Origin of the sequence: Bacillus sp. Je.9.29.b, from assembly GCF_051129925.1 — a bacterium.
Lineage (GTDB): Bacteria > Bacillota > Bacilli > Bacillales > Bacillaceae > Bacillus > Bacillus safensis.
Map to the genome: position 1 here is coordinate 186,323 of NZ_JBCPSO010000006.1, position 19,684 is coordinate 206,006.

The following is a 19,684-nucleotide window of genomic DNA, read 5'->3' on the forward strand; positions in this document are numbered from 1 at the left end:
TATGGTTATGCTACGCACGAATGCCTTGTAGTAAATCGGCAAGTGTGCTTAGAATGTCTTCATTTTGCTCTTTTGTTCCGACGGTAATACGTAAAGAAGTCGGAAAACCAAGTGCTTTACCGGAACGAACAATGTAACCTTTTTTCAATAATGCATTGAACAATTCATCTGCATCTCTTTTAAAATCAATCAGCACAAAGTTTGTTTGAGATGGATAGATATATAGTCCAAAACGGTCAGCAAAATCTTGATATTGCTTGAGACCTGCTTCGTTTTTCTGTCTGCATGATTGTATGAAATCTTGATCTTTGATCGCTGCACGAGCAGCTGCCTGAGCGATACGGCTGGTATTAAACGGCTCTCTCGCTGGTTCAATGGCAGTAATCAGCTCTTCTGATGCAATTCCGTAGCCTACTCGAAGCGCTGCAAGTCCATATGCTTTAGAAAACGTTCGAAGTACAATGACATTTTGATAATTGTGTAATAAAGATAAACTGTTTGGAAAATCTTCCGCACGAACGTACTCAAAATACGCTTCATCTAGTACAACAAGCACGTGAGCTGGCACTTCGTCTAAAAACGCCACAATCTCAGATTCTGACAAATGATTTCCTGTTGGGTTATTTGGATTACATACCCAGACAACCTTCGTATTTTCATCGATCGCATCCAGCATGCCCTTCAGATCGTGAGCTCCCCCTTCTAAAAGAGGCACTTCTCGAATTTCAGCATGTTCAATCACTGCATTGTGACGATATTGCGGAAAAGATGGAGATGGGATGACGGTATTTGTATGTTGGTCAAGGAATGCTCTCGCAATAATTTGCACAAGTTCATCTGAGCCGTTCCCGAAAATTAATTGTTTTTCACTTACTTGAAGAAACTCAGCAAGCTCCGTTCTTAAACTTGCGCTGTATCCATCCGGATAAATCGCTAGATGTTCGAGCTCAGCTTGTATTGCCTCTCTTGCATGTACAGAACATCCAAAAGGGTTTTCATTTGAAGCCAATTTCACAATTTTGTCTAATTGATATTCTTTTTTGACCTCTTCAATTGGTTTCCCAGGTTGATACGGTTTTAGCTGTTTTAATTGATCTTTGATTTGCAAAATGTTTCACCTCATTTGAATGAATAGAGGGGACTAAATGTTTTTGCATATGTTTCAAATTCTCTTAAAGCCTCTTGACGTGTATCACTTGCCAGCAATTGTTCTTGAAGCTCTTCAATTTTTTTCACAAGTGCACTTCCGACAACAACACCGTCACTCAGTTTATTCATTGAGTCTACCTGCTCTCTTGTTGAGATGCCAAAACCGACCGCAACCGGTATGTGACTCAGCTGTTTCACTTGTTGAATAAAATCTGTAATTGACGCGTCAAAGGATTGTCTGACACCTGTTACACCAAGAGATGAAACACAATACACAAAACCTTCTGCCTGCTCTACAATGTTTACTAATCGTTCCTTGCTTGTTGGTGCAACGAGTGAAATATATGAAATGTCATGTGTTTGACAGTTCTTTTGCAGCTCGCTGCTCTCTTCAAACGGCAAGTCGGGTGTTAAGAGTCCCGAAATATGATTTTTGCGCAGTAAAGCGAAAAAGTATTCTGTGTCTAATTGTAACACAGGATTATAATACGTAAATAGAATTACAGGAATTTTTACACCGTTTTTTTTCATCTTCCCTGCTAATTCTATCGCTTTTACGATATTCATGCCATGATTTAGAGCTCTTTTGGAGGCTCTTTGAATGACAGGACCGTCTGCTAGTGGATCGGAATAAGGAACACCGAGTTCAATCGCATGTGCACCGGCTGCTTGAAGGGAGATAGCTAAATCAATCGTGATGTCTTCTGACGGATCTCCAGCTGTGATAAATGGGATAAATAATTTTTCGCCTTGCTCTAATTGAAATCTAATCATTTTGTTTTCCCCTCACTTTCGAGCACGTTCATTAATGTATGCACATCCTTATCGCCTCTTCCTGACAGGCAGACAAGAATGATTTCATCTTCATTCATCGTCTTGCTTACCTCAAACGCCTTGGCTAACGCATGTGCAGATTCAATTGCTGGAAGTATTCCTTCTTTTTCAGTTAGCAGTTTTAGGGCATCTAGTGCTTCTTGATCTGTTGCACTCACATATTGAACCCGCCCGCTCGCATGTAAATATGCGTGCTCTGGTCCAATTCCCGGATAATCTAAACCAGCGGAAATAGAATATGGCTCAATAATTTGGCCAAATTCGTCTTGGATTAAATATGTCAAAGACCCATGGATCACACCTTTGGTTCCTTTCGTGATGGTTGCAGCATGGAGCGGCGTATCGATTCCTTTTCCAGCTGCCTCTACACCAATGATATCTACCTCTTCATCTAAAAATGCCCGGTACATTCCAATGGCATTACTTCCGCCGCCAACACAGGCAATGACTTTATGAGGAAGCCTTCCTTCTTTTTCAAGCAGCTGCTCTTTTGCTTCATCACCAATCATCCGCTGGAACTCGCTGACGATTTGAGGATACGGATGAGGGCCTACAACGGAGCCAATCATATAAAAATGATCACTGCAGTGCTGAACCCAATAGCGGATGGCTTCGTTGGTTGCATCTTTTAGTGTGCCATTCCCGCTTGTGACAGGTATGACTTCAGCGCCAAGCAGTTTCATTCGAAAGACATTGAGTGATTGTCTTTCCACATCTTCTTTTCCCATAAATACCGTGCAGGATAACCCGAACTTTGCGGCCACCGTTGCAGCAGCTACTCCGTGCTGGCCCGCGCCTGTTTCTGCGATGATGTTTGATTTCCCCATTTTTTTCGCAAGCAAGGCCTGACCAAGCGCATTGTTAATTTTATGAGCACCCGTGTGGTTTAAATCTTCTCTTTTTAAATAGATTTTTGCGCCGCCGAGGTATGCTGATAATTGGTCAGCATATGTAAGCGCAGTTGGTCTGCCTGAATAGTTTCGAAGTAGTGATACATATTCTGCTTGAAAAGCAGGGTCTTCTTTTAATTCACGAAATGCCTGCTCGATTTCTGCTAGTGGCTGCATGAGCGTTTCCGGGACAAATTTCCCTCCGAATTCTCCGTATCTGCCAATCTCATTTGGATATGCGTACATCATTTAACATCCTTTCTTCGAGCGCTTCAATCTTAGCGCTGCTTTTCTTCCCGTTTTCTTCTATTCCGCTTGAAAGATCGATCGCTTCTGGACCATAGGCAAGGAGCTCTGCTACCGTTTCTGGTGTGATACCGCCTGCAATTATGCAAGTTTTCTCCAGCCGTTTTGCATGCTTAACGTATGCAGGCACCGCCTCCCAAGCAAAAGCTGTTCCAGAGCCGCCTCTCATCCCTTTTACTTTCGCATCAATAAGGAAGCCATCGACAACAGGCGCAAATGCCGTCATTTTTTCAAGCGTGTTTGTGATATTGGATTCGTGGTGGAACACTTTCCAAACGACAGCCCCTGTTTGTTGTTTGATTTCTTTAGCGTCATCCTGCGTTTCATCTCCATGAAGCTGTACGATATCTAAAGGTATATGTTTTGTGATCTCACACACTTTTTCGATCTTTTCATTTACAAATACACCGGCAATTTTTTTCTCACACTTTGTATGGATGAGCCATTGTTTCACTTGATCTGGCTGGACTTGTCTTTTACTTGGAGCAAAAATAAATCCAATGGCATCTGCGTGAGATTGCGCAATACATTCCACATCATCTTGTGATACTGCCCCGCAATATTTTACATAAGGCTTCATCCTGTTCATTCTCCAAACAATGTTTGAACGGCTTTTTCTTGTGATTGTTCTCTCATTAATGATTCTCCTACAAGAACTGCACCCGCTCCATGTTTCTTCACAAAGGTCAGATCATCAAATGTTTGAATACCGCTCTCACTCACTAGTAAGACATCGTTTGGAACGAGGGGTGCGATCTCTTTTGTTTGTTCAACTGTTGTTGTAAATGTATTTAAATTCCGGTTGTTCACTCCAATGATTTCAGGAGTGAACAACTTTAAAATATTTTCCAGTGTATCTGCTGCATGTACTTCGACAAGGACATCAAGGCCTTTCTCTTTCGCTTCAGCATAGAGCTCTTGCAGCTTTTGCGGCTCAAGTACTTCTCCAATTAATAAAATGGCATCTGCCCCTATACGTCTTGACTCTTCTACCTGTATGGAGTCAATGATGAAATCTTTTCTTAAAATTGGACGATCTACGTGTTTTTTAATGAGGGATAAGTATTCGTTTTTCCCTTGAAAGAACGGTTCATCCGTTAAAACAGATAAGCAATCAGCGTTTGATTTTTCGTAAGCTTTTGCTGTTTGTAAAGGATCAAAATTCGGTTGAATGATTCCTTTGGAAGGAGACGCTTTTTTCACCTCCGCAATTAGACCAATTGAGCGATGAGGATTCATGAGTGCTTCTTTAAATGATCGTCTTTCAAAGTGTCCATCTACTGGTAACTGCAATGTTTGGATATGTTCTTTTTTGCGGGCAATGATTTGATTAAGCATAGATCTCTTCCTCTCTCGTTTTTTGTTTTAAACGAGCCAATTGTTCTTTGGCTGCGCCGTTTTTAATCGTTTCAATCGCTTTTAATGTTCCGGCCATGAGGCTTTCTGACTTCCCTGCGACATATAAAGCGGCTCCAGCATTCAGGGCTGTAATATGAAGCGGTGCCCCTCCTGTTTGATGATTCAATATATTCTGAATCAATTTAGCACTCTCTTCCGGTGATTGGACCTGAATATCTGATAAGTATCCTTTTTGCAGCCCAAAGTCTTCTGGATTGAGTGTATATTCTGTCATGACATCTTTTTTAAGTTCAATCACATATGAATTTGCTGTAATCGTTAATTCATCCAGTCCATCTTCTCCGCAAACAAACAGCACATGTTCTGGCTCTAACGGTGCAAGGGCTTTTGCCATTAATTTTGCCTTTTCCTTTGAGTAGACACCGATGATTTGCTTTTTGGCTTGCATTGGGTGGCAAAGCGGTCCTAAGAGATTAAATACCGTCCGGAAGCCGAGCTGCTTGCGGACTGCGGCTACTTGTTTCATAGATGAATGATACAATGGAGCAAATAAAAAGCCCATGTTTTTCTCTTGTATTTGTCTTCTTGTTTCTTCTGGTGTGGATTGAATATGAATCCCAAGACACTCTAGTACATCGGCACTCCCGCTTTTAGAAGAAACTGATCGATTTCCATGTTTGGCGATTTTGGCTCCAGCAGCGGAAGCGACAATGGCAGCGGCAGTTGATATATTAAAGGTGGAGAGTCCATCGCCTCCTGTGCCGCAAGTATCTACAACATCAAGCGCTCGTTCCATTGGTGCTGCATTTTGCCTCATGGCTTTCACAAAACCCGTCATTTCTTCAGCGGTTTCTCCTCTATGCGCTAAAATCGAGAGACTTGCAGCGACTTCAGCATCTGTTAAAAAGCCGCTCATCATATCATGCATGAGTTTATTTGCTTCATTTTCTGATAGAAAGCCTCCATTAACAAGAGCTGATAGTCGGTGATTCATCCTGCACACTCTCCTTTTCTGAGAAAATATGTTCCGCAAGCTGAATGGCTTTCAGAAGTGCTCCTGCCTTGTTACAAGTCTCTTCCCATTCATTTTCCGGGACAGAATCAGCCACAATGCCGGCGCCTGCTTGTATAGAAGCGGTCTGATTTTTGACGCTCATCGTACGAATCGTAATACAGGAGTCGATATTGCCGTCGAATCCAATATAAGCAATACAGCCGCCATACGTTTCCCTTGGCTCAGGCTCCATTTCATTTAATAATTGCATCGCTCTTATTTTCGGGGCACCTGTTAATGTGCCTGCTGGGAATGCGGACATGAGCGCATCAACTGGATGTGTATCCCGCTTTAGCTTTCCTGTCACAATGGAGATGATGTGCATGACATGAGAGAAGTTCACTACTTTTGTAAAGGTTGGTACGGACACACTGCCGTATTCTGCCACACGGCCTACATCATTTCTGGCAAGATCCACTAACATGTAATGCTCGGCTTTTTCCTTTTCATCTTCAAGCAGCTCTCTTGCTAGTTCAGCATCCTCTTCTCTTGTTGTTCCTCGTTTTCTTGTGCCAGCAATAGGATGAATTTCTAAATGCCCATTTTTGGCATGGATTAATCGTTCTGGCGAGCTGCCGACTAAATCACGATCTTTTAATTTCATAAAATACATGTAAGGAGATGGATTCACAATGCGAAGCACGCGGTATAACTCAAATGAACTCACTGATACAGGGATATCAAATCGCTGCGAGAGTACGCCTTGAAAAATGTCACCCGCTCGAATGTATTCTTTGATTTTTTCTACATCCTTTAAAAATTGCGCTTTTTCATAGGTTGACGTCACATGTTCAAAGGATGGCGGCTCATTCATATTCCCTGATAAAATCAGTTCTTTCATATCAACCTTTGAATGGAGCTTGTGAATCATCTGTTCAAGCTGTTTTTGATTTTCTTTGTAAGCTCGAATTTTTTCGTCTTCTGTTTCATGTCCGGCCAGCTGAGTGTATTGGATAAAATGAACATGATTTGTTTCATGATCAAAGGCAATCATCGTTTGGCAGACAAATAATGTGCAATTTTCTGTCGTCGATGCGCTTCGGTGAGGCCTGACAGAAGGTTCAATGTTTGGGATCAGATCGTAGCTTAAGTACCCAACAGCCCCGCCTGTAAATGGGATATCAATATCTGGCGTTTTGATTTGATATTGCTCTTTCATCCAATCCAGCAGTTCTTTCAGCTCTTGCTTTTGCATGACTTCCTGCCCCGCAGCGTCACGTGCAACGTATTTGTTTTGGTCATCATGTAAGGTTAAAAATGGGTGCAATCCAATGAAGGAATATCTCGACCAGCTGGAAGACTCATCTTTGCTTTCTAGCAAATACACAATATCTTGTTTGAGTTTTTCAACAATTTGAATCGGTGAGAGCGTATCGACTGTAATGGTTTCAACAATTGGGATCGTTTTGTAGGACTCACTGTCCTTTAAAAATTGAGTCAGGTTTGATTGGGAATTCATAAGCACACTCCTTAAATGGGATTAAGGAGAATGAGGGGACATATAGAGGGTTTGTATGAGTATACGAAATAAGCCTAAAAGAGGGTTGCTCTTTTAGGCAGTATGATTAAATAGAAGTATCGTATCTCTGCTCAACTCTACTCATCTCAACTACCCTAGTCTCATTCTCATCTTCTCTAAGCTTGCAATGCCGTTTACACCTGTGTGTAAACTTCGGCTGTTCATATCGTATTATAATTCCTTGTTTTTTGTCAACTGTAAATCAGGGCGAAGCGTCACAGCTTCTTCCAAGTATACATGCTGTATGTCTTCCTGCTTTGTATCTGTCTGGACAGTCATTAAGACACGAATACATTGCTTTAAACCGCCATCAATGTCCAGTTCCTGCATGCAAGTAACCGGTACATATGTCCATCCTTCAAACTGACGAAGTGCTTTTGCCGGAAAAACGGAGTGAATATCTTGTGTAGCTGAAATCAAGATCTGCACGACACGTTCTGGATCTACTTGGTTTCTTGAAATGATCGCTTCTAGCAGCTGTTTCGTTTTGTTTAACACTTCTGTTTCTGTATCTTCTATCACAGTTGTAGCCCCACGTATCCCGCGAAACATCATAGACATCCCTCCTCCCGTTTCCATTCTTCGAGCCAGTAGTGCAGCTCACCTTTTGTGAAAGACTGTAAGGTGACGTCTCCAACCTGTTTTAATAAAACAAATTGAACACTGCCGCCTCTTGCTTTTTTATCACCAATCATCCGGTCAACAAATGTTTTCGTGGAAATATCTTGTGTGACTTGTACAGGGAATCCAAGCTCTTTCATCCACTCTTTTAGTTCCAAACGATTAAGGCTGAGCCCCAGCTGCTTTTCGCTCACATACAGCGCAAACTGCATGCCGATTGCAATGGCATCTCCGTGCGTGATGGCGCCATATCCATACTCTGCTTCAATGGCATGCCCCAGTGTATGGCCTAAATTCAAAAATGCACGCACACCTTGTTCTTTTTCATCTTCTTGAACGATTGACGCTTTGACTTGAATGCCTTGATACAGCATATGTGCCAGCTCGCTTTTTGATAAATCCGTCAAAGAACGAATGGACATGAGTTCTGATAAAAATTCTTCACTTGAAATCAGTGCATGTTTGATGACTTCTGCAAAGCCTGATCTTCGTTCAATTTGAGATAGTGTCTCAAGCATACTAGTATCATAGATCACAGCTTTCGGCTGATGAAACGCACCGATTAAATTTTTACCGAGCGGATGGTTGATCCCTGTTTTCCCGCCAACTGCACTATCATGTGCCAGGAGCGTCGTCGGCACTTGGATAAAATCAATGCCTCTCATATAAGTGGCAGCAGCAAAGCCAGCCAAATCTCCAATCACGCCGCCTCCCAGCGCAATGATGCAGGAGGAACGATCAAGCTGAAATTGAATGGCTTTCGTATGAATATGCTCAAATTCGGCAAAGGATTTCGACTGCTCTCCGCTCGGCACAACCACTTTGTTCACTGGCCACTTCTGCTGAAGTAAGCGAACCATCTCATCACCATAAATGGCATCAACAGCTGCATCTGTGACGATTAAGAGCTTCGTATAGGAATGCCCAGTGGAAGTTATCAAGTCGACGATATTGCGTTTAATCCCATCACCGATAAATACAGGATAAGTGGCTGAAGACGTCTTAACTTCCAGTGTTTTCATTAAAATTCCCTCTGAAGCTGGCGCATTTTCTCAACATTTTCTTTAATGCGGTCGATTTGGTCAAGGCCAAACTGCTCCACAACTGCATTGGCAATTTCCCATGCAACGACTGCTTCTGCAACAACACTTGCAGCAGGAACAGCACAGCTGTCAGATCGTTCAATACTTGCAGAGAAAGGTTCTTTTGTTTCAATGTCAACGCTTTGAAGCGGCTTATAAAGCGTTGGGATTGGTTTCATAACCCCTCTTACGACAATTGGCATACCCGTTGACATTCCGCCTTCAAGACCACCTAGGCGATTTGTTTTTCTCGTATAGCCCTTTTCTTCATCCCAGATGATTTCATCATGGACCTCACTGCCATTTTTAGAGGCTGCCTCGAAGCCAATACCGAATTCAACCCCTTTAAAAGCGTTGATACTAAGTACAGCGCCAGCAAGCTTGCTGTCCAATTTACGGTCGTAATGAACATAGCTGCCAACCCCAACGGGCATCCCTTCAACGATGACTTCAACAATTCCGCCAATTGAATCGCCGTTTTTCTTCGCTTCATCAATTGCATCCATCATTTTCTGACCTGCTTCACTGTCATAGCAGCGAACAGGTGATTCTTCTGTTACCTTCTGCAAATCTTCAATAGACTCATATGCTGTATGAGCTGCTTTTACTCCACCAATTTCAAGGACGTGACCAGCCACTTTGATTCCAAGGTGAGCCAAAATTTGTTTCGCTACTGCACCTGCTGCTACACGAACCGTTGTCTCGCGGGCTGATGAGCGCTCTAATACGTTTCTCATATCACGGTGTCCATATTTGATCGCCCCATTTAAATCCGCATGTCCTGGTCTTGGACGGGAGATTTGACGCTTCATTTCACTTTCTTCTTCTTCCGTGATCGGCTCTGCCCCCATCACCTTTGTCCAATGCTTCCAGTCGTTGTTTTCAACAACAAGTGCGATTGGGGAACCTAATGTTCTCCCGTGGCGAACACCACTTAACACTTTCGCCTGGTCTTTTTCAATCTGCATTCTTCTTCCGCGGCCATGACCTTTTTGTCTTCTAGCCAATTCATAATTGATGTCATCCTGCTCTATGTAAAGTCCCGCTGGAACTCCTTCAATAATTGTGGTCAGTTGTGGACCATGTGATTCACCTGCTGTTAAGTACCTCATGACTCAATCTCCCTTCATCGCATTAACGCTTTTAAGTAAAAATATAATAACACACTTGCTACTAAAAAGTCAGCTACATACCCTTCTTTTGATAAAAGAAAGTATCAGCAGATGTCAGTCCAAACTTTTCTGGATGAAAAATTTGCTCTGTAGAACCAACAAATAATACGCCATTTTGTTTTAAACTGCTGCTCATTTTTAAGTAAATTTCTTCTTTTGCCTCTTCAGTAAAGTAAATCAGTACATTTCGGCAGACGATGAGGTCAAGCTGTTTTTCATATGGATCTGCTAAAAGGTTGTGCTTCTTAAATTGAATATGCTTTCGAACCTCATCCTTCACAGTGTAAAATGAAGAATCTTCTTTTGTGAAATATTTTTGCTTGATATGATCTGGCACCTCTTGCAGAGAGCGTTCATGGTATCTGCCTTTTTGAGCTGACTGCAGAACTTTATCATCAATATCAGTTGCAATAATTTGGAAGTCTTTCACAAGAGGATGGCTTGACAGCAGCATGGAGAGTGTATATGGCTCCTCTCCTGTCGAACATGCTGCACTCCAAATCTTTAAGGTGCCGCCATTTTTCGAAAGCAGCGGCAGGATTTTTTGATCAAGTACTTCCCAGCGCTGATAGTTTCGGTAAAATTCTGATACATTAATCGTCATGCGGTCCATCGTCTCATCTAATAATGCTCTGTCCTTTTCAAGCGCGGCCGCGAATGCTTCAAAATCTTTATATCCTTTTTTATCATAAAGTGATGTTAATCTCCGTTTCATTTGTGCTTCTTTATATAAATTTAGATCAACCCCGGTTAGTTTTTTCCATTTTCCAACAAATACTTGATATGGATCCATCAATGTCCTCTCCTGTCTCATCTATCTTTGTCCTAGTATAGCTGTTTTTATCGAAAATTTGTATCTTCTCATGCGAAATTTCGTGTAGAAAGTTCAATATAAAAAAAGCCAAAGTGCTCATTAGATGAACACCTTGGCTTGAATCTTAATAAATCCAGCTTGAGATGGTTTGATCCCAGCTTGTGAGTTCTTCTTGTTTGAAGAATAAGTTAATTTCTCTTTCAGCACTTTCTGGTGAGTCTGACCCATGGATAATGTTTTTCCCAACAGTCAATCCATAGTCTCCTCTTATTGTGCCTGGAAGCGCTTCCTTTGGATTTGTTTTGCCGATAATCTGTCTTGTCACGTCTACTACCTGTTCACCTTGCCATACCATTGCAAATACAGGTCCTGACGTAATAAAGTCAACCAATTCCCCGAAAAACGGTTTTTCTTTATGCTCTCCGTAATGGGTTTCTGCTACTTCCTTTGGAATACTCATTAGTTTTGCACCAACAAGCTGAAGCCCCTTTTTTTCGAATCTTGACACAATGTCACCGATTAATTGTCTTTCCACACCATCAGGTTTGACCATAAGAAATGTTTTGTCCATATACGTTTTCCACCCCGTCGTTATGTATGTATAGGCTTACATTGTTACAAAGTGATCGTATCATTTTTTTTTATAATAATCAATTTTTGACAAAAAATTTCACAAAAAAACCAATCAACATCACGTTGATTAGAATTTTCGTTTCCCAATATATTTTGCAATGGAGGCGAGTGACGTTCTCGCACGTCCTCGAGGAAGTTTGTCGAGCTGTTCAAAAGCTTTTTTCAAATACATTTCACTCACTCGCATCGAGCGGTCGATCGCATCTGTTTGTTTGAGGCTTTCAATGACAGGCTTCAGCTGCTTCTCCGTCGTTTCACTATTGATCAGCTTCAATTGACCTTCTAGTGTCGGATTTTTCAGTGCATATAAGACTGGGAGTGTGACATTCCCTTGTAAAAGGTCTCCTCCGACAGGCTTGCCCAGCTCTTCTTCAGTTGATGTGAAATCAAGGACATCATCAATGATTTGATAAGACATGCCGACATAGTATCCAAACCAATAGAGGGCTTTATGTGTTTTTTCATCTGTACCTGCTGCAATGGCGCCTAATTGACAGCTGCCTGCAATGAGCAAGGCTGTTTTTCGTTTGATTCTTCTTAAATATGTACGGAGGTTTTGTTCCATATTATATTTATCTTTCACTTGCTCTATCTCACCAAGACAAAGCTCGACGACCATTTTTGACAAAATTTCATGTGCCATTGGGTGATTGATTTTTGTCATGTATTCAAGTGATCTCGCAAACATATAATCCCCTGTGTACATGGCAATTCTGTTATCCCATTTTGCCTTTATCGTTGGTTTGCCTCTTCTCAGCTCTGCATCATCAATAACATCATCGTGAACAAGTGATGCCATATGAATCAGCTCGAGGGCAACGGCAACATATTTAATTTTATTAATGTCATAGTCACCAAACATGCCTGAAAGGAGAACAAAAACGGGGCGGATTCGTTTTCCGCCCGCTTGCAGCAAATGAAGACCTGCTTCACTTAATAATGCATAATCAGAGCGAACTGTTTGTTCAAGCTCTTTTTCAATTATATCGATATCATGATTTAAAAAAGAGATCATTGCTTTTAGTTTCATTATCTTCACCCAAATATCGTTTATTCAAAGCTTCTTTCCGATATGTGTTGCTGCTACACCGCCTGTAAATGGATGATACGAGACATCAGACAACCCGGCCTCTTCGAATAGAGCCGCCAGCTCTTTCATACCAGGGAACGTTTTGGCTGATTCTTGAAGCCATGAATACTCCTGATAACTTTTGGCAAACAGTTTACCAAAGAGCGGCATAATGTATTTGAAATAGATGTAGTAGCCCTGTTTAAAACCGATCATCTCAGGCTGTGAAGTCTCAAGACAGACGACCATTCCGCCAGGCTTCACTACTCTTGTCATTTCCTTTAACACCGTTAAATAATCAGGAACGTTTCTAAGTCCAAAACCAATGGTGACATAATCAAATGAGTTATCCTCAAAAGGGAGCTCCATCGCATTGCCATGAAGCAATTCAATTTGTTTGTAGCCCCCAGTCTTCACCTTCGTTTCTCCAACACTCAGCATGTTTTTACTAAAATCAAGGCCTTTGACCTCGCCTTTTTCCCCAACAGCATCTGCAAGCGCAATTGTCCAATCGGCTGTCCCGCAGCATACATCTAATGCTTTAGACCCTTTTTGCACATTCATAAGTTTCATTGTTTTATCGCGCCATTTTTTATGCTGTTTAAAGCTGATGACAGAGTTCATTTGATCATAGTTTTTATAAATTTTTTCAAATACACCGTGTACTCGCTGTTCTTTTGATTGCTGCATGACTTACCCTTCTTCCACTTTCTGATGGTACGCAGGCTCATTTTTCATATGATCCAAGCGATTTAATAGCTCTTTTTGAACGACCGGAAATGACACAAGATGCTCCTTGATCGGTCGTTTGGCCTTTTCATAGCCTTCATTCTCAAAATTGTCAAAACATGAATAGGCGTCCGTATAACGATCGTTCAAAAAAAGTTTTAAATGTTTGTCATTTTCTGCTTGTTTCATGAAGCGTTTATAAACAAGAAAACGACTTGCAATCTCATTCCAATGCGTTAATTGAAAGTGCTCAGAAATCCTTTGGAAAAGCGCAGATTCAACTGTAGCTACACTTTTGTAAAAGTGCGCTGCATCTTGAATGGACCGGTCATACAGTCTAATTTTATGTTCATTGATCTCTTTGATCGCCGTAGCGAGCGTGCGGATCATATAAATGTCTTTCATGTCAGAGAGAAGAGAATAATAGAGACCGCTGAAATAGTCTCCTGCCAGGATGGTCAGCTGACGATTTTTGAATTCGTCTTGCTTGATGGCTGCAGCAGTTGTGACTTCGTCATGGGTATCAAGGGCAATTTGCACAAGCATCGCCGTTAAAATATAATTTTCTTTTTTCTCTGCATCAATTTGAGCTTCTTCAAACATTGCATGAAAAAGAAGGAGCTTATCTTCATCGATGAGTGGTGCGCGTAAATGCTTCGCCAAATAAGGATGAGAAAGCTTTTTATTTAATTTTATATTTAGATTAGATAAAATTCCGTAGATGTCTTGCAAAGATATCACCCTTGTCCCAAAAATTACAGTTTCATATGTAGACCTGCACATTGTATAGAGATTTATTATACCATATCAGCTCTCACTTTTATGCTATCAAGTGCTACAAGTTCTTTATTTCTTTGCTTCGCTTTGAATTTCGCCGAAGCTTGTTTGAATGACAGCATCGCCTCTTACTTTGATCGCTGACGTATGCTCAGTAAATTGTGCAATGATCACTTCACCTTTATCGAGTTTCTCGGAATGGTGAAATCTTGTATCAGAGCCTCTTGTCAGGCCGATGACGTTTACACCATTATCAATGGCTTTAATCACCACAAAATCAGATGCTTTATTTTCACTCATTTTGTTCACCTTCCATCTATTGAATTAGTCGTTTTTAATAAAGGAAAGCACTTCTGCTCTTGCGGCTGCATCATTTGCAAATGTGCCGCGGACTGCTGAGGTCACTGTTTTAGCGCCTGGCTTTTTCACTCCGCGCATAGTCATACACATATGCTCTGCTTCAACGACAATCATCACGCCATGCGGATTAAGTGTTTCCACCATACTATCTGCAATGGTTGATGTAATGCGTTCCTGAAGCTGCGGGCGTTTAGCCACGGCTTCTACAGCTCTTGCCAGCTTACTAAGTCCCGTTACTTTTCCTCCGCGCGGAATATAAGCGACATGGGCTTTCCCGTAGAAAGGCACAAGGTGGTGTTCACACATTGAATGGAAAGCAATATCTTTTACAAGGACGAGTTCTTCGTGGTCTTCGCCAAAAATGGTTTTAAAATGTTCTTTTGGATCTTCATTTAATCCCGAGAACACTTCTTCATACATTTTTGCGACTCGTTTTGGGGTATCAAGAAGTCCTTCACGATCCGGATCTTCTCCGATTGCTTTTAATATATCGCGTACTGCGTGTTCGATTAATTCTTTATTTATTTCACTCATGTATTATATCCTCCAAAGGCGATTACATTTCATTCAGATTCTAGCACACTTCAGATCCTAAAAGCAAAGGAGAGCGTTCTAAACGAACCTTTTGATTCAAAAGGAAAAGCCCCTTATGAAAGGGGCTTTTCTAGACCAGTGTGAAACTGTATATGTATAACTCCTTCAACAGGATCATTACACATAACGATTATTTACCTGCCACCGCGTCTTTAAGTGCTTTACCTGGTTTGAAAGCAGGTACTTTGCTTGCAGGGATTTCGATCTCTGCACCAGTTTGTGGGTTACGTCCTTTACGAGCTGAACGCTCACGTACTTCAAAGTTACCAAAACCAATAAGTTGGATTTTGTCACCATTTTTAAGTGCATCTAAAATTGTATCAAAAACAGAATCAACTGCTTTTGTCGCGTCTTTTTTAGATAACTCGCTTGCTTCAGCAACCGCGTTAATAAGTTCTGTCTTGTTCATGCCTTTCACCTCCTCCCAAAAATATGCATTCAGTAGATTGTTATCATTTCTTCACAATTCGTCTTCTTTCTATACCCTTTTTCAGAAAAAAAGAGCGTCTAGAAAGCGTTATACATGGCTTTTCATTAGAAAACGTCTCTTTGAAGGAATGTTTGTCCAACAAAGTGAAGATTTTCTGTAAGTAGATTAACACATATGAAATACCATATCAAGCATTTTAAAGGGAAGAATCCTTATTCGTCAAGGATTAAGGGCACTTTTGCGAACGAATATTCCTAATTTCAGCCTGAATCTGACTAATCTTTATACAATTGTCTTTTTATGACTCATTCTACACGCAAAAAAAAGACCCCATCAATGAGAGGTCTCACTTGCTATAAAATAATCGCGATCAAACCGCCTGATCCTTCGTTAATGATTCTTTCAAGCGTTTCCTTCAGCTTATATCTTGCGTTTTCCGGCATGAGAGACAGCTTCGCTTGAATGCCTTCTCTGACAAGGGAGCTGAGGGAGCGGCCAAATATATCTGAATTCCAGATCGAAAGCGGATCATCTTCAAAGTCTTGCATTAAGTAGCGGACGAGCTCTTCACTTTGTTTTTCTGTTCCGATAATCGGTGCAAATTCGCTCTCTACATCTACTTTGATCATATGAATAGATGGAGCGACCGCTTTTAATCTCACGCCGAACCTTGATCCCTGCCTAATGATTTCTGGCTCATCTAAACTCATATCGGACAACGCTGGCGCTGCAATCCCGTAACCAGTCTGCTTCACCATTTTTAATGCGTCTGATACTTGATCATATTCTGTCTTAGCATGAGCAAAATCTTGCATCAGCTCTAGAAGATGGTCTTTTCCTCTAATTTCTACACCAACCACTTCTTTTAAAATATGATCATATAGATCATCTGGCGCATACAGGTCAATCTCCGCAATCCCCTGACCCATTTCAATTCCTGCTAAACCCGCTCTTTCGATAAAATCAAATTCACTGAATTGACCAACGACACGGTCGACATCTCTTAATCTTTTAATATCCTTTACAGTTTCCTTTACTGAATCCTGATAGCTCTCTCTCAGCCAGTGATCTTCTTTTAGCACCATCACCCAGCTTGGCAGGTTCACATTCACCTCTAGGACTGGGAATTCATATAATGCTTCACGAAGAACGCTGAGTACGTCTTGCTCTCTCATACTTTCTACGCTCATGGCGAGTACTGGAATATCATACTTTTGGCTAAGTTCCTGCCGGAGCGCTTCTGTTTCAGGATGATATGGCCTCACAGAGTTAATGACCATAATAAATGGCTTTCCAACCTCTTTGAGTTCATCAATCACACGTTCTTCAGATTCAATATAATCATGTCTTGGAATTTCTCCAATGGAACCATCTGTTGTAATCACTACACCTATTGTTGAATGCTCTTGAATGACCTTGCGTGTACCAATTTCCGCTGCTTCATGAAACGGGATTGGCTCTTCATACCACGGCGTATTGATCATTCTTGGGCCATTTTCATCTTCATACCCGCGCGCACCAGGGACAGTGTATCCCACACAATCGACAAGCCTGATGTTGACATCAAGACCGTCACTCACGTGAATTGATGCTGCTTGATTCGGTACAAATTTAGGCTCTGTGGTCATAATGGTTTTTCCTGCTGCGCTTTGCGGCAATTCATCCTGTGCCCTTGCACGATCTGCCTCATTATTGATATTCGGGAGCACCACGAGCTCCATAAACTTTTTAATAAACGTAGATTTCCCTGTACGAACAGCGCCAACGACTCCTAAATATATATCGCCTCCTGTTCGTTCAGCGATATCCTTGAAAATATCGACTTTTTCCAAGTGATCCCCTCCCGGACTTGCTATCCTCGTTTTCAAATGAAATACTCTATTCTTCAATCAAACTGTGCTTGAAAGGTGTCTGGACAATATATGTGTATGACGTTGTCCTATTTGAATATGACACCTTTTTGTTTTGAGAGTAAGTTTAGCCATAAAAAAAACCTTTCTCCTCATTTATATGCAGAGGAAAAAGGTTCATTCTTGTTTATGACGTCTTTTTTTCTAAAAAGGCAGGCTCACCTTTTTTGTTGATGGTATATGGGACAGAAAACGCGGGTACAAACGGGGTTTCCTGCCAATATACATCTTGAATGTTTTCACCTGGTTTCAGCTTTTGCTTCGTATTCTTCAAAATGTGAGCAAAATCACTGCGGTAGTCCACATAGATGTCACCGTTTGATGAAATCAGTAGTGGGAGGGAATTCCCTGTCACAGGACTTATCACCGCAGGCGACGATTTTAATCCTAGTTTTTTTTCATTTAACGTATATAAATTGGCTGATACGACTTTGCCGTATGGCGGATATGTATGTTCATCTTGATACATCTTGATTCTAAGCCGTAATTCATTGATGGTCTGTGTCATTTTGACATCAAGCAGTTTCACAGTGGGTTTCTTTTCGACGTCTGTGAGGACATAAATATATTCGCCCCCGCCTTCATAAGATGTAGACGGTACATCGTGTAAATATCTTGGTGACAAGCGCTTAAAGTCGATGACATATTTCTGATAAACCGGCGTGTCTGCTTCTTTCGTTTCTATAGGCAAAAGACCATTTGTTGCTTTTTGAAATTCCTCAATCGCTGTCTGTACACTTTGCAGCTGCTCTTCGTATGGCACCCGGTTCTCAGCTTTGCGATTTTCTGGATACAGACATCCTGTTAATAAAATAAATGCTAACAGTGTGACACTGACTTTTGCTTTGATCATCATATTCTTCCTTTTTCTTTATTCATTGACCGGTCCGCTAAAGACAACTAAAAACACAATGATACCTGATATCAGCATCAAGCTGTATGCAACGGTCGAGGCCGTTATTTTAAGAAATTTGCTTTTCAGCTTAAACCTGCTGAGATAAATGGTTACTACGGCTAAAAACATGAGCCCCATTGAACCAAGCGCAAACCACATCTTGATTAAAGCAAAACTCATCGTGCCTGTCCCCCTTCAAAACGAACGAATTGTAAGCGTTTATATTTCATTTTAAACCAAAAATAAGGTAAATATCAATCATTTTTCCAATCATTCAGAAAAAAGCGCATAAAAAAACTGAAGCAAAGAGGGGGACTCTGCTTCAGTCATTGGATCGACTATTTTCCTCATTCTGTAGAGGCAAAGCTCTATTCAAACTTCATTGCTATGTTATGCAAGTCTTCCCCTTCTTGCATCCTCTACATGCCTAAGTTCAGTCTTTCCTTTTATTTTGTTTGGTTTTCAAACATGTTCACAAGGTCTTCCATCTCATGTGTTTTCACACGTGCCATCAATGATTCTACAGCATCGTCCACCTTTTTCCCTTCAAACAGGACGCCGTAAAGAGCCTCTGTAATCGGCATGCTGACCTTGTATTCTTTGGAGAGCTGATAAGCGCCTTTTGTTGTGCGGACGCCTTCTACAACCATGCCCATTTTTTCAAGCACTTCTTCGAGCTTATATCCTTTACCGAGTAAATTCCCGCAGCGCCAGTTACGCGAATGAACACTTGTACATGTCACAATCAAATCGCCAACGCCTGTTAATCCGGCAAATGTAAGGGGATTCCCTCCCATTTTTGTGCCAAGACGTGCGATTTCAGCGAGTCCTCTAGTGATAAGCGCCGCTTTTGCATTGTCTCCATATCCAAGTCCGTCTGTGATCCCAGCCGCTAGAGCAATGATATTTTTCAATGCGCCGCCAATTTCCACCCCAATCACATCAGGGTTGGTGTACACCCTAAAATGATTGTTCATGAACAAATCTTGAACAAATTGAGCTGCTTCAATATTTTCTGACGAGACAGTGACAGTTGTCGGATGACGCAGACCTACTTCTTCTGCATGACTCGGCCCTGATAGGACAACGACAGCCTCTCTTTTCTCAGAAGGGACTTCTTGTTCAATCATTTGAGAAATTCTAAGAAGTGTATCTGGTTCAATTCCCTTACTGACATGGACAAATGGCACCTTCGATGAGATCAACTCATTTGCCTGCTTCAATACCTCACGAATGGCCTTTGTTGGCACAGCGACAATAACCGCCTCTGTCCCCTCTAAAACCTGCTTCATATCGGTTGTCGCCTGAATAGACGCTGGCAGTTCGACATTTGGCAAGTAATCATGATTTTCATGTTTCTCATTGATTTGATCAATGAGCTCTTGTCTATGTCCCCACATGTGTACATCATGATGATTATCAGCTAATACAAGCGCAAGAGCTGTTCCCCAGCTGCCTGCTCCAAGTACTGAAATTTTCTTCATCCT

The 19,684-nt window shown here is 41.5% G+C and carries 22 protein-coding genes; all 22 read right to left on the reverse strand.

All coding sequences use genetic code 11. The annotated features are described in order from the left end of the window. Positions 1 to 10: 10 nt before the first annotated feature. The gene (hisC, locus tag AAZR19_RS13880) at positions 11 to 1,108 is read right to left on the reverse strand and encodes a histidinol-phosphate transaminase (RefSeq protein WP_024422797.1); all 1,098 of its coding nucleotides are present in this window, start codon (positions 1,106 to 1,108) and stop codon (positions 11 to 13) included. A gap of 11 nt (positions 1,109 to 1,119) precedes the next feature. Next, positions 1,120 to 1,923 carry a tryptophan synthase subunit alpha gene (trpA, locus tag AAZR19_RS13885; RefSeq protein WP_041109616.1) on the reverse strand — a complete coding sequence of 268 codons (804 nt, stop codon included), beginning with the start codon at positions 1,921 to 1,923 and terminating at the stop codon, positions 1,120 to 1,122. Continuing rightward, positions 1,920 to 3,119: a tryptophan synthase subunit beta gene (gene trpB / locus AAZR19_RS13890; RefSeq protein ID WP_041109618.1), complete on the reverse strand. Its 1,200-nt coding sequence runs from the start codon at positions 3,117 to 3,119 to the stop codon at positions 1,920 to 1,922. The genes trpA and trpB overlap by 4 nt, the downstream gene beginning before the upstream one ends. Then, a complete protein-coding gene (locus tag AAZR19_RS13895) occupies positions 3,100 to 3,768 on the reverse strand; it encodes a phosphoribosylanthranilate isomerase (RefSeq protein WP_041109620.1) in 669 nt (222 codons plus the stop codon). Before AAZR19_RS13895 ends, trpB begins: the two co-directional genes overlap by 20 nt. After that, positions 3,765 to 4,517 carry an indole-3-glycerol phosphate synthase TrpC gene (gene trpC / locus AAZR19_RS13900; RefSeq protein WP_041109622.1) on the reverse strand — a complete coding sequence of 251 codons (753 nt, stop codon included), beginning with the start codon at positions 4,515 to 4,517 and terminating at the stop codon, positions 3,765 to 3,767. Before trpC ends, AAZR19_RS13895 begins: the two co-directional genes overlap by 4 nt. Further along, entirely contained in the window at positions 4,510 to 5,532 is a 1,023-nt protein-coding gene (gene trpD, locus AAZR19_RS13905; protein ID WP_041109624.1) for an anthranilate phosphoribosyltransferase, read from the reverse strand. The genes trpC and trpD overlap by 8 nt, the downstream gene beginning before the upstream one ends. Further along, the gene (gene trpE / locus AAZR19_RS13910; protein WP_041109626.1) at positions 5,504 to 7,051 is read right to left on the reverse strand and encodes an anthranilate synthase component I; all 1,548 of its coding nucleotides are present in this window, start codon (positions 7,049 to 7,051) and stop codon (positions 5,504 to 5,506) included. Before trpE ends, trpD begins: the two co-directional genes overlap by 29 nt. Positions 7,052 to 7,282: 231 nt before the next feature. Then, positions 7,283 to 7,666, reverse strand: a complete 384-nt coding sequence (aroH, locus tag AAZR19_RS13915) for a chorismate mutase (protein WP_024422804.1) — start codon at positions 7,664 to 7,666, stop codon at positions 7,283 to 7,285. After that, positions 7,663 to 8,754 (reverse strand): 3-dehydroquinate synthase, encoded by a 1,092-nt coding sequence (aroB, locus tag AAZR19_RS13920; protein ID WP_041109628.1) that lies wholly within the window; start codon positions 8,752 to 8,754, stop codon positions 7,663 to 7,665. The genes aroH and aroB overlap by 4 nt, the downstream gene beginning before the upstream one ends. Further along, entirely contained in the window at positions 8,754 to 9,926 is a 1,173-nt protein-coding gene (gene aroC, locus AAZR19_RS13925; RefSeq protein ID WP_024422806.1) for a chorismate synthase, read from the reverse strand. Before aroC ends, aroB begins: the two co-directional genes overlap by 1 nt. Before the next feature lie 73 nt (positions 9,927 to 9,999). Beyond that, the gene (locus AAZR19_RS13930; protein ID WP_024422807.1) at positions 10,000 to 10,779 is read right to left on the reverse strand and encodes a CheR family methyltransferase; all 780 of its coding nucleotides are present in this window, start codon (positions 10,777 to 10,779) and stop codon (positions 10,000 to 10,002) included. 145 nt (positions 10,780 to 10,924) lie between these two features. Then, entirely contained in the window at positions 10,925 to 11,371 is a 447-nt protein-coding gene (ndk, locus tag AAZR19_RS13935) for a nucleoside-diphosphate kinase (protein WP_024422808.1), read from the reverse strand. Positions 11,372 to 11,500: 129 nt separating this feature from the next. Then, positions 11,501 to 12,463, reverse strand: coding sequence for a heptaprenyl diphosphate synthase component II (gene hepT / locus AAZR19_RS13940; RefSeq protein ID WP_041109630.1), 963 nt, complete (start codon positions 12,461 to 12,463; stop codon positions 11,501 to 11,503). A gap of 24 nt (positions 12,464 to 12,487) precedes the next feature. Beyond that, positions 12,488 to 13,192, reverse strand: coding sequence for a demethylmenaquinone methyltransferase (locus AAZR19_RS13945; RefSeq protein ID WP_024422810.1), 705 nt, complete (start codon positions 13,190 to 13,192; stop codon positions 12,488 to 12,490). 3 nt (positions 13,193 to 13,195) lie between these two features. Continuing rightward, entirely contained in the window at positions 13,196 to 13,963 is a 768-nt protein-coding gene (locus AAZR19_RS13950; RefSeq protein ID WP_041109632.1) for a heptaprenyl diphosphate synthase component 1, read from the reverse strand. Between the two features lie 114 nt (positions 13,964 to 14,077). Continuing rightward, positions 14,078 to 14,308, reverse strand: a complete 231-nt coding sequence (gene mtrB / locus AAZR19_RS13955) for a trp RNA-binding attenuation protein MtrB (RefSeq protein ID WP_008344541.1) — start codon at positions 14,306 to 14,308, stop codon at positions 14,078 to 14,080. 24 nt (positions 14,309 to 14,332) lie between these two features. Further along, positions 14,333 to 14,902, reverse strand: coding sequence for a GTP cyclohydrolase I FolE (gene folE, locus AAZR19_RS13960; RefSeq protein ID WP_003215789.1), 570 nt, complete (start codon positions 14,900 to 14,902; stop codon positions 14,333 to 14,335). A gap of 190 nt (positions 14,903 to 15,092) precedes the next feature. Next, positions 15,093 to 15,371 (reverse strand): non-specific DNA-binding protein Hbs, encoded by a 279-nt coding sequence (hbs, locus tag AAZR19_RS13965; protein ID WP_003215863.1) that lies wholly within the window; start codon positions 15,369 to 15,371, stop codon positions 15,093 to 15,095. Positions 15,372 to 15,745: 374 nt separating this feature from the next. Next, positions 15,746 to 17,224, reverse strand: a complete 1,479-nt coding sequence (gene spoIVA / locus AAZR19_RS13970) for a stage IV sporulation protein A (RefSeq protein ID WP_008344534.1) — start codon at positions 17,222 to 17,224, stop codon at positions 15,746 to 15,748. A gap of 205 nt (positions 17,225 to 17,429) precedes the next feature. After that, on the reverse strand, positions 17,430 to 18,155 hold the full coding sequence (locus AAZR19_RS13975; protein WP_041109634.1) for a hypothetical protein: 726 nt from the start codon (positions 18,153 to 18,155) through the stop codon (positions 17,430 to 17,432). An 18-nt stretch (positions 18,156 to 18,173) separates the two neighbouring features. Further along, positions 18,174 to 18,377 (reverse strand): DUF2768 domain-containing protein, encoded by a 204-nt coding sequence (locus AAZR19_RS13980; RefSeq protein ID WP_024422813.1) that lies wholly within the window; start codon positions 18,375 to 18,377, stop codon positions 18,174 to 18,176. A gap of 266 nt (positions 18,378 to 18,643) precedes the next feature. Continuing rightward, positions 18,644 to 19,681: an NAD(P)H-dependent glycerol-3-phosphate dehydrogenase gene (locus AAZR19_RS13985; protein WP_041109636.1), complete on the reverse strand. Its 1,038-nt coding sequence runs from the start codon at positions 19,679 to 19,681 to the stop codon at positions 18,644 to 18,646. Positions 19,682 to 19,684 lie beyond the last annotated feature (3 nt).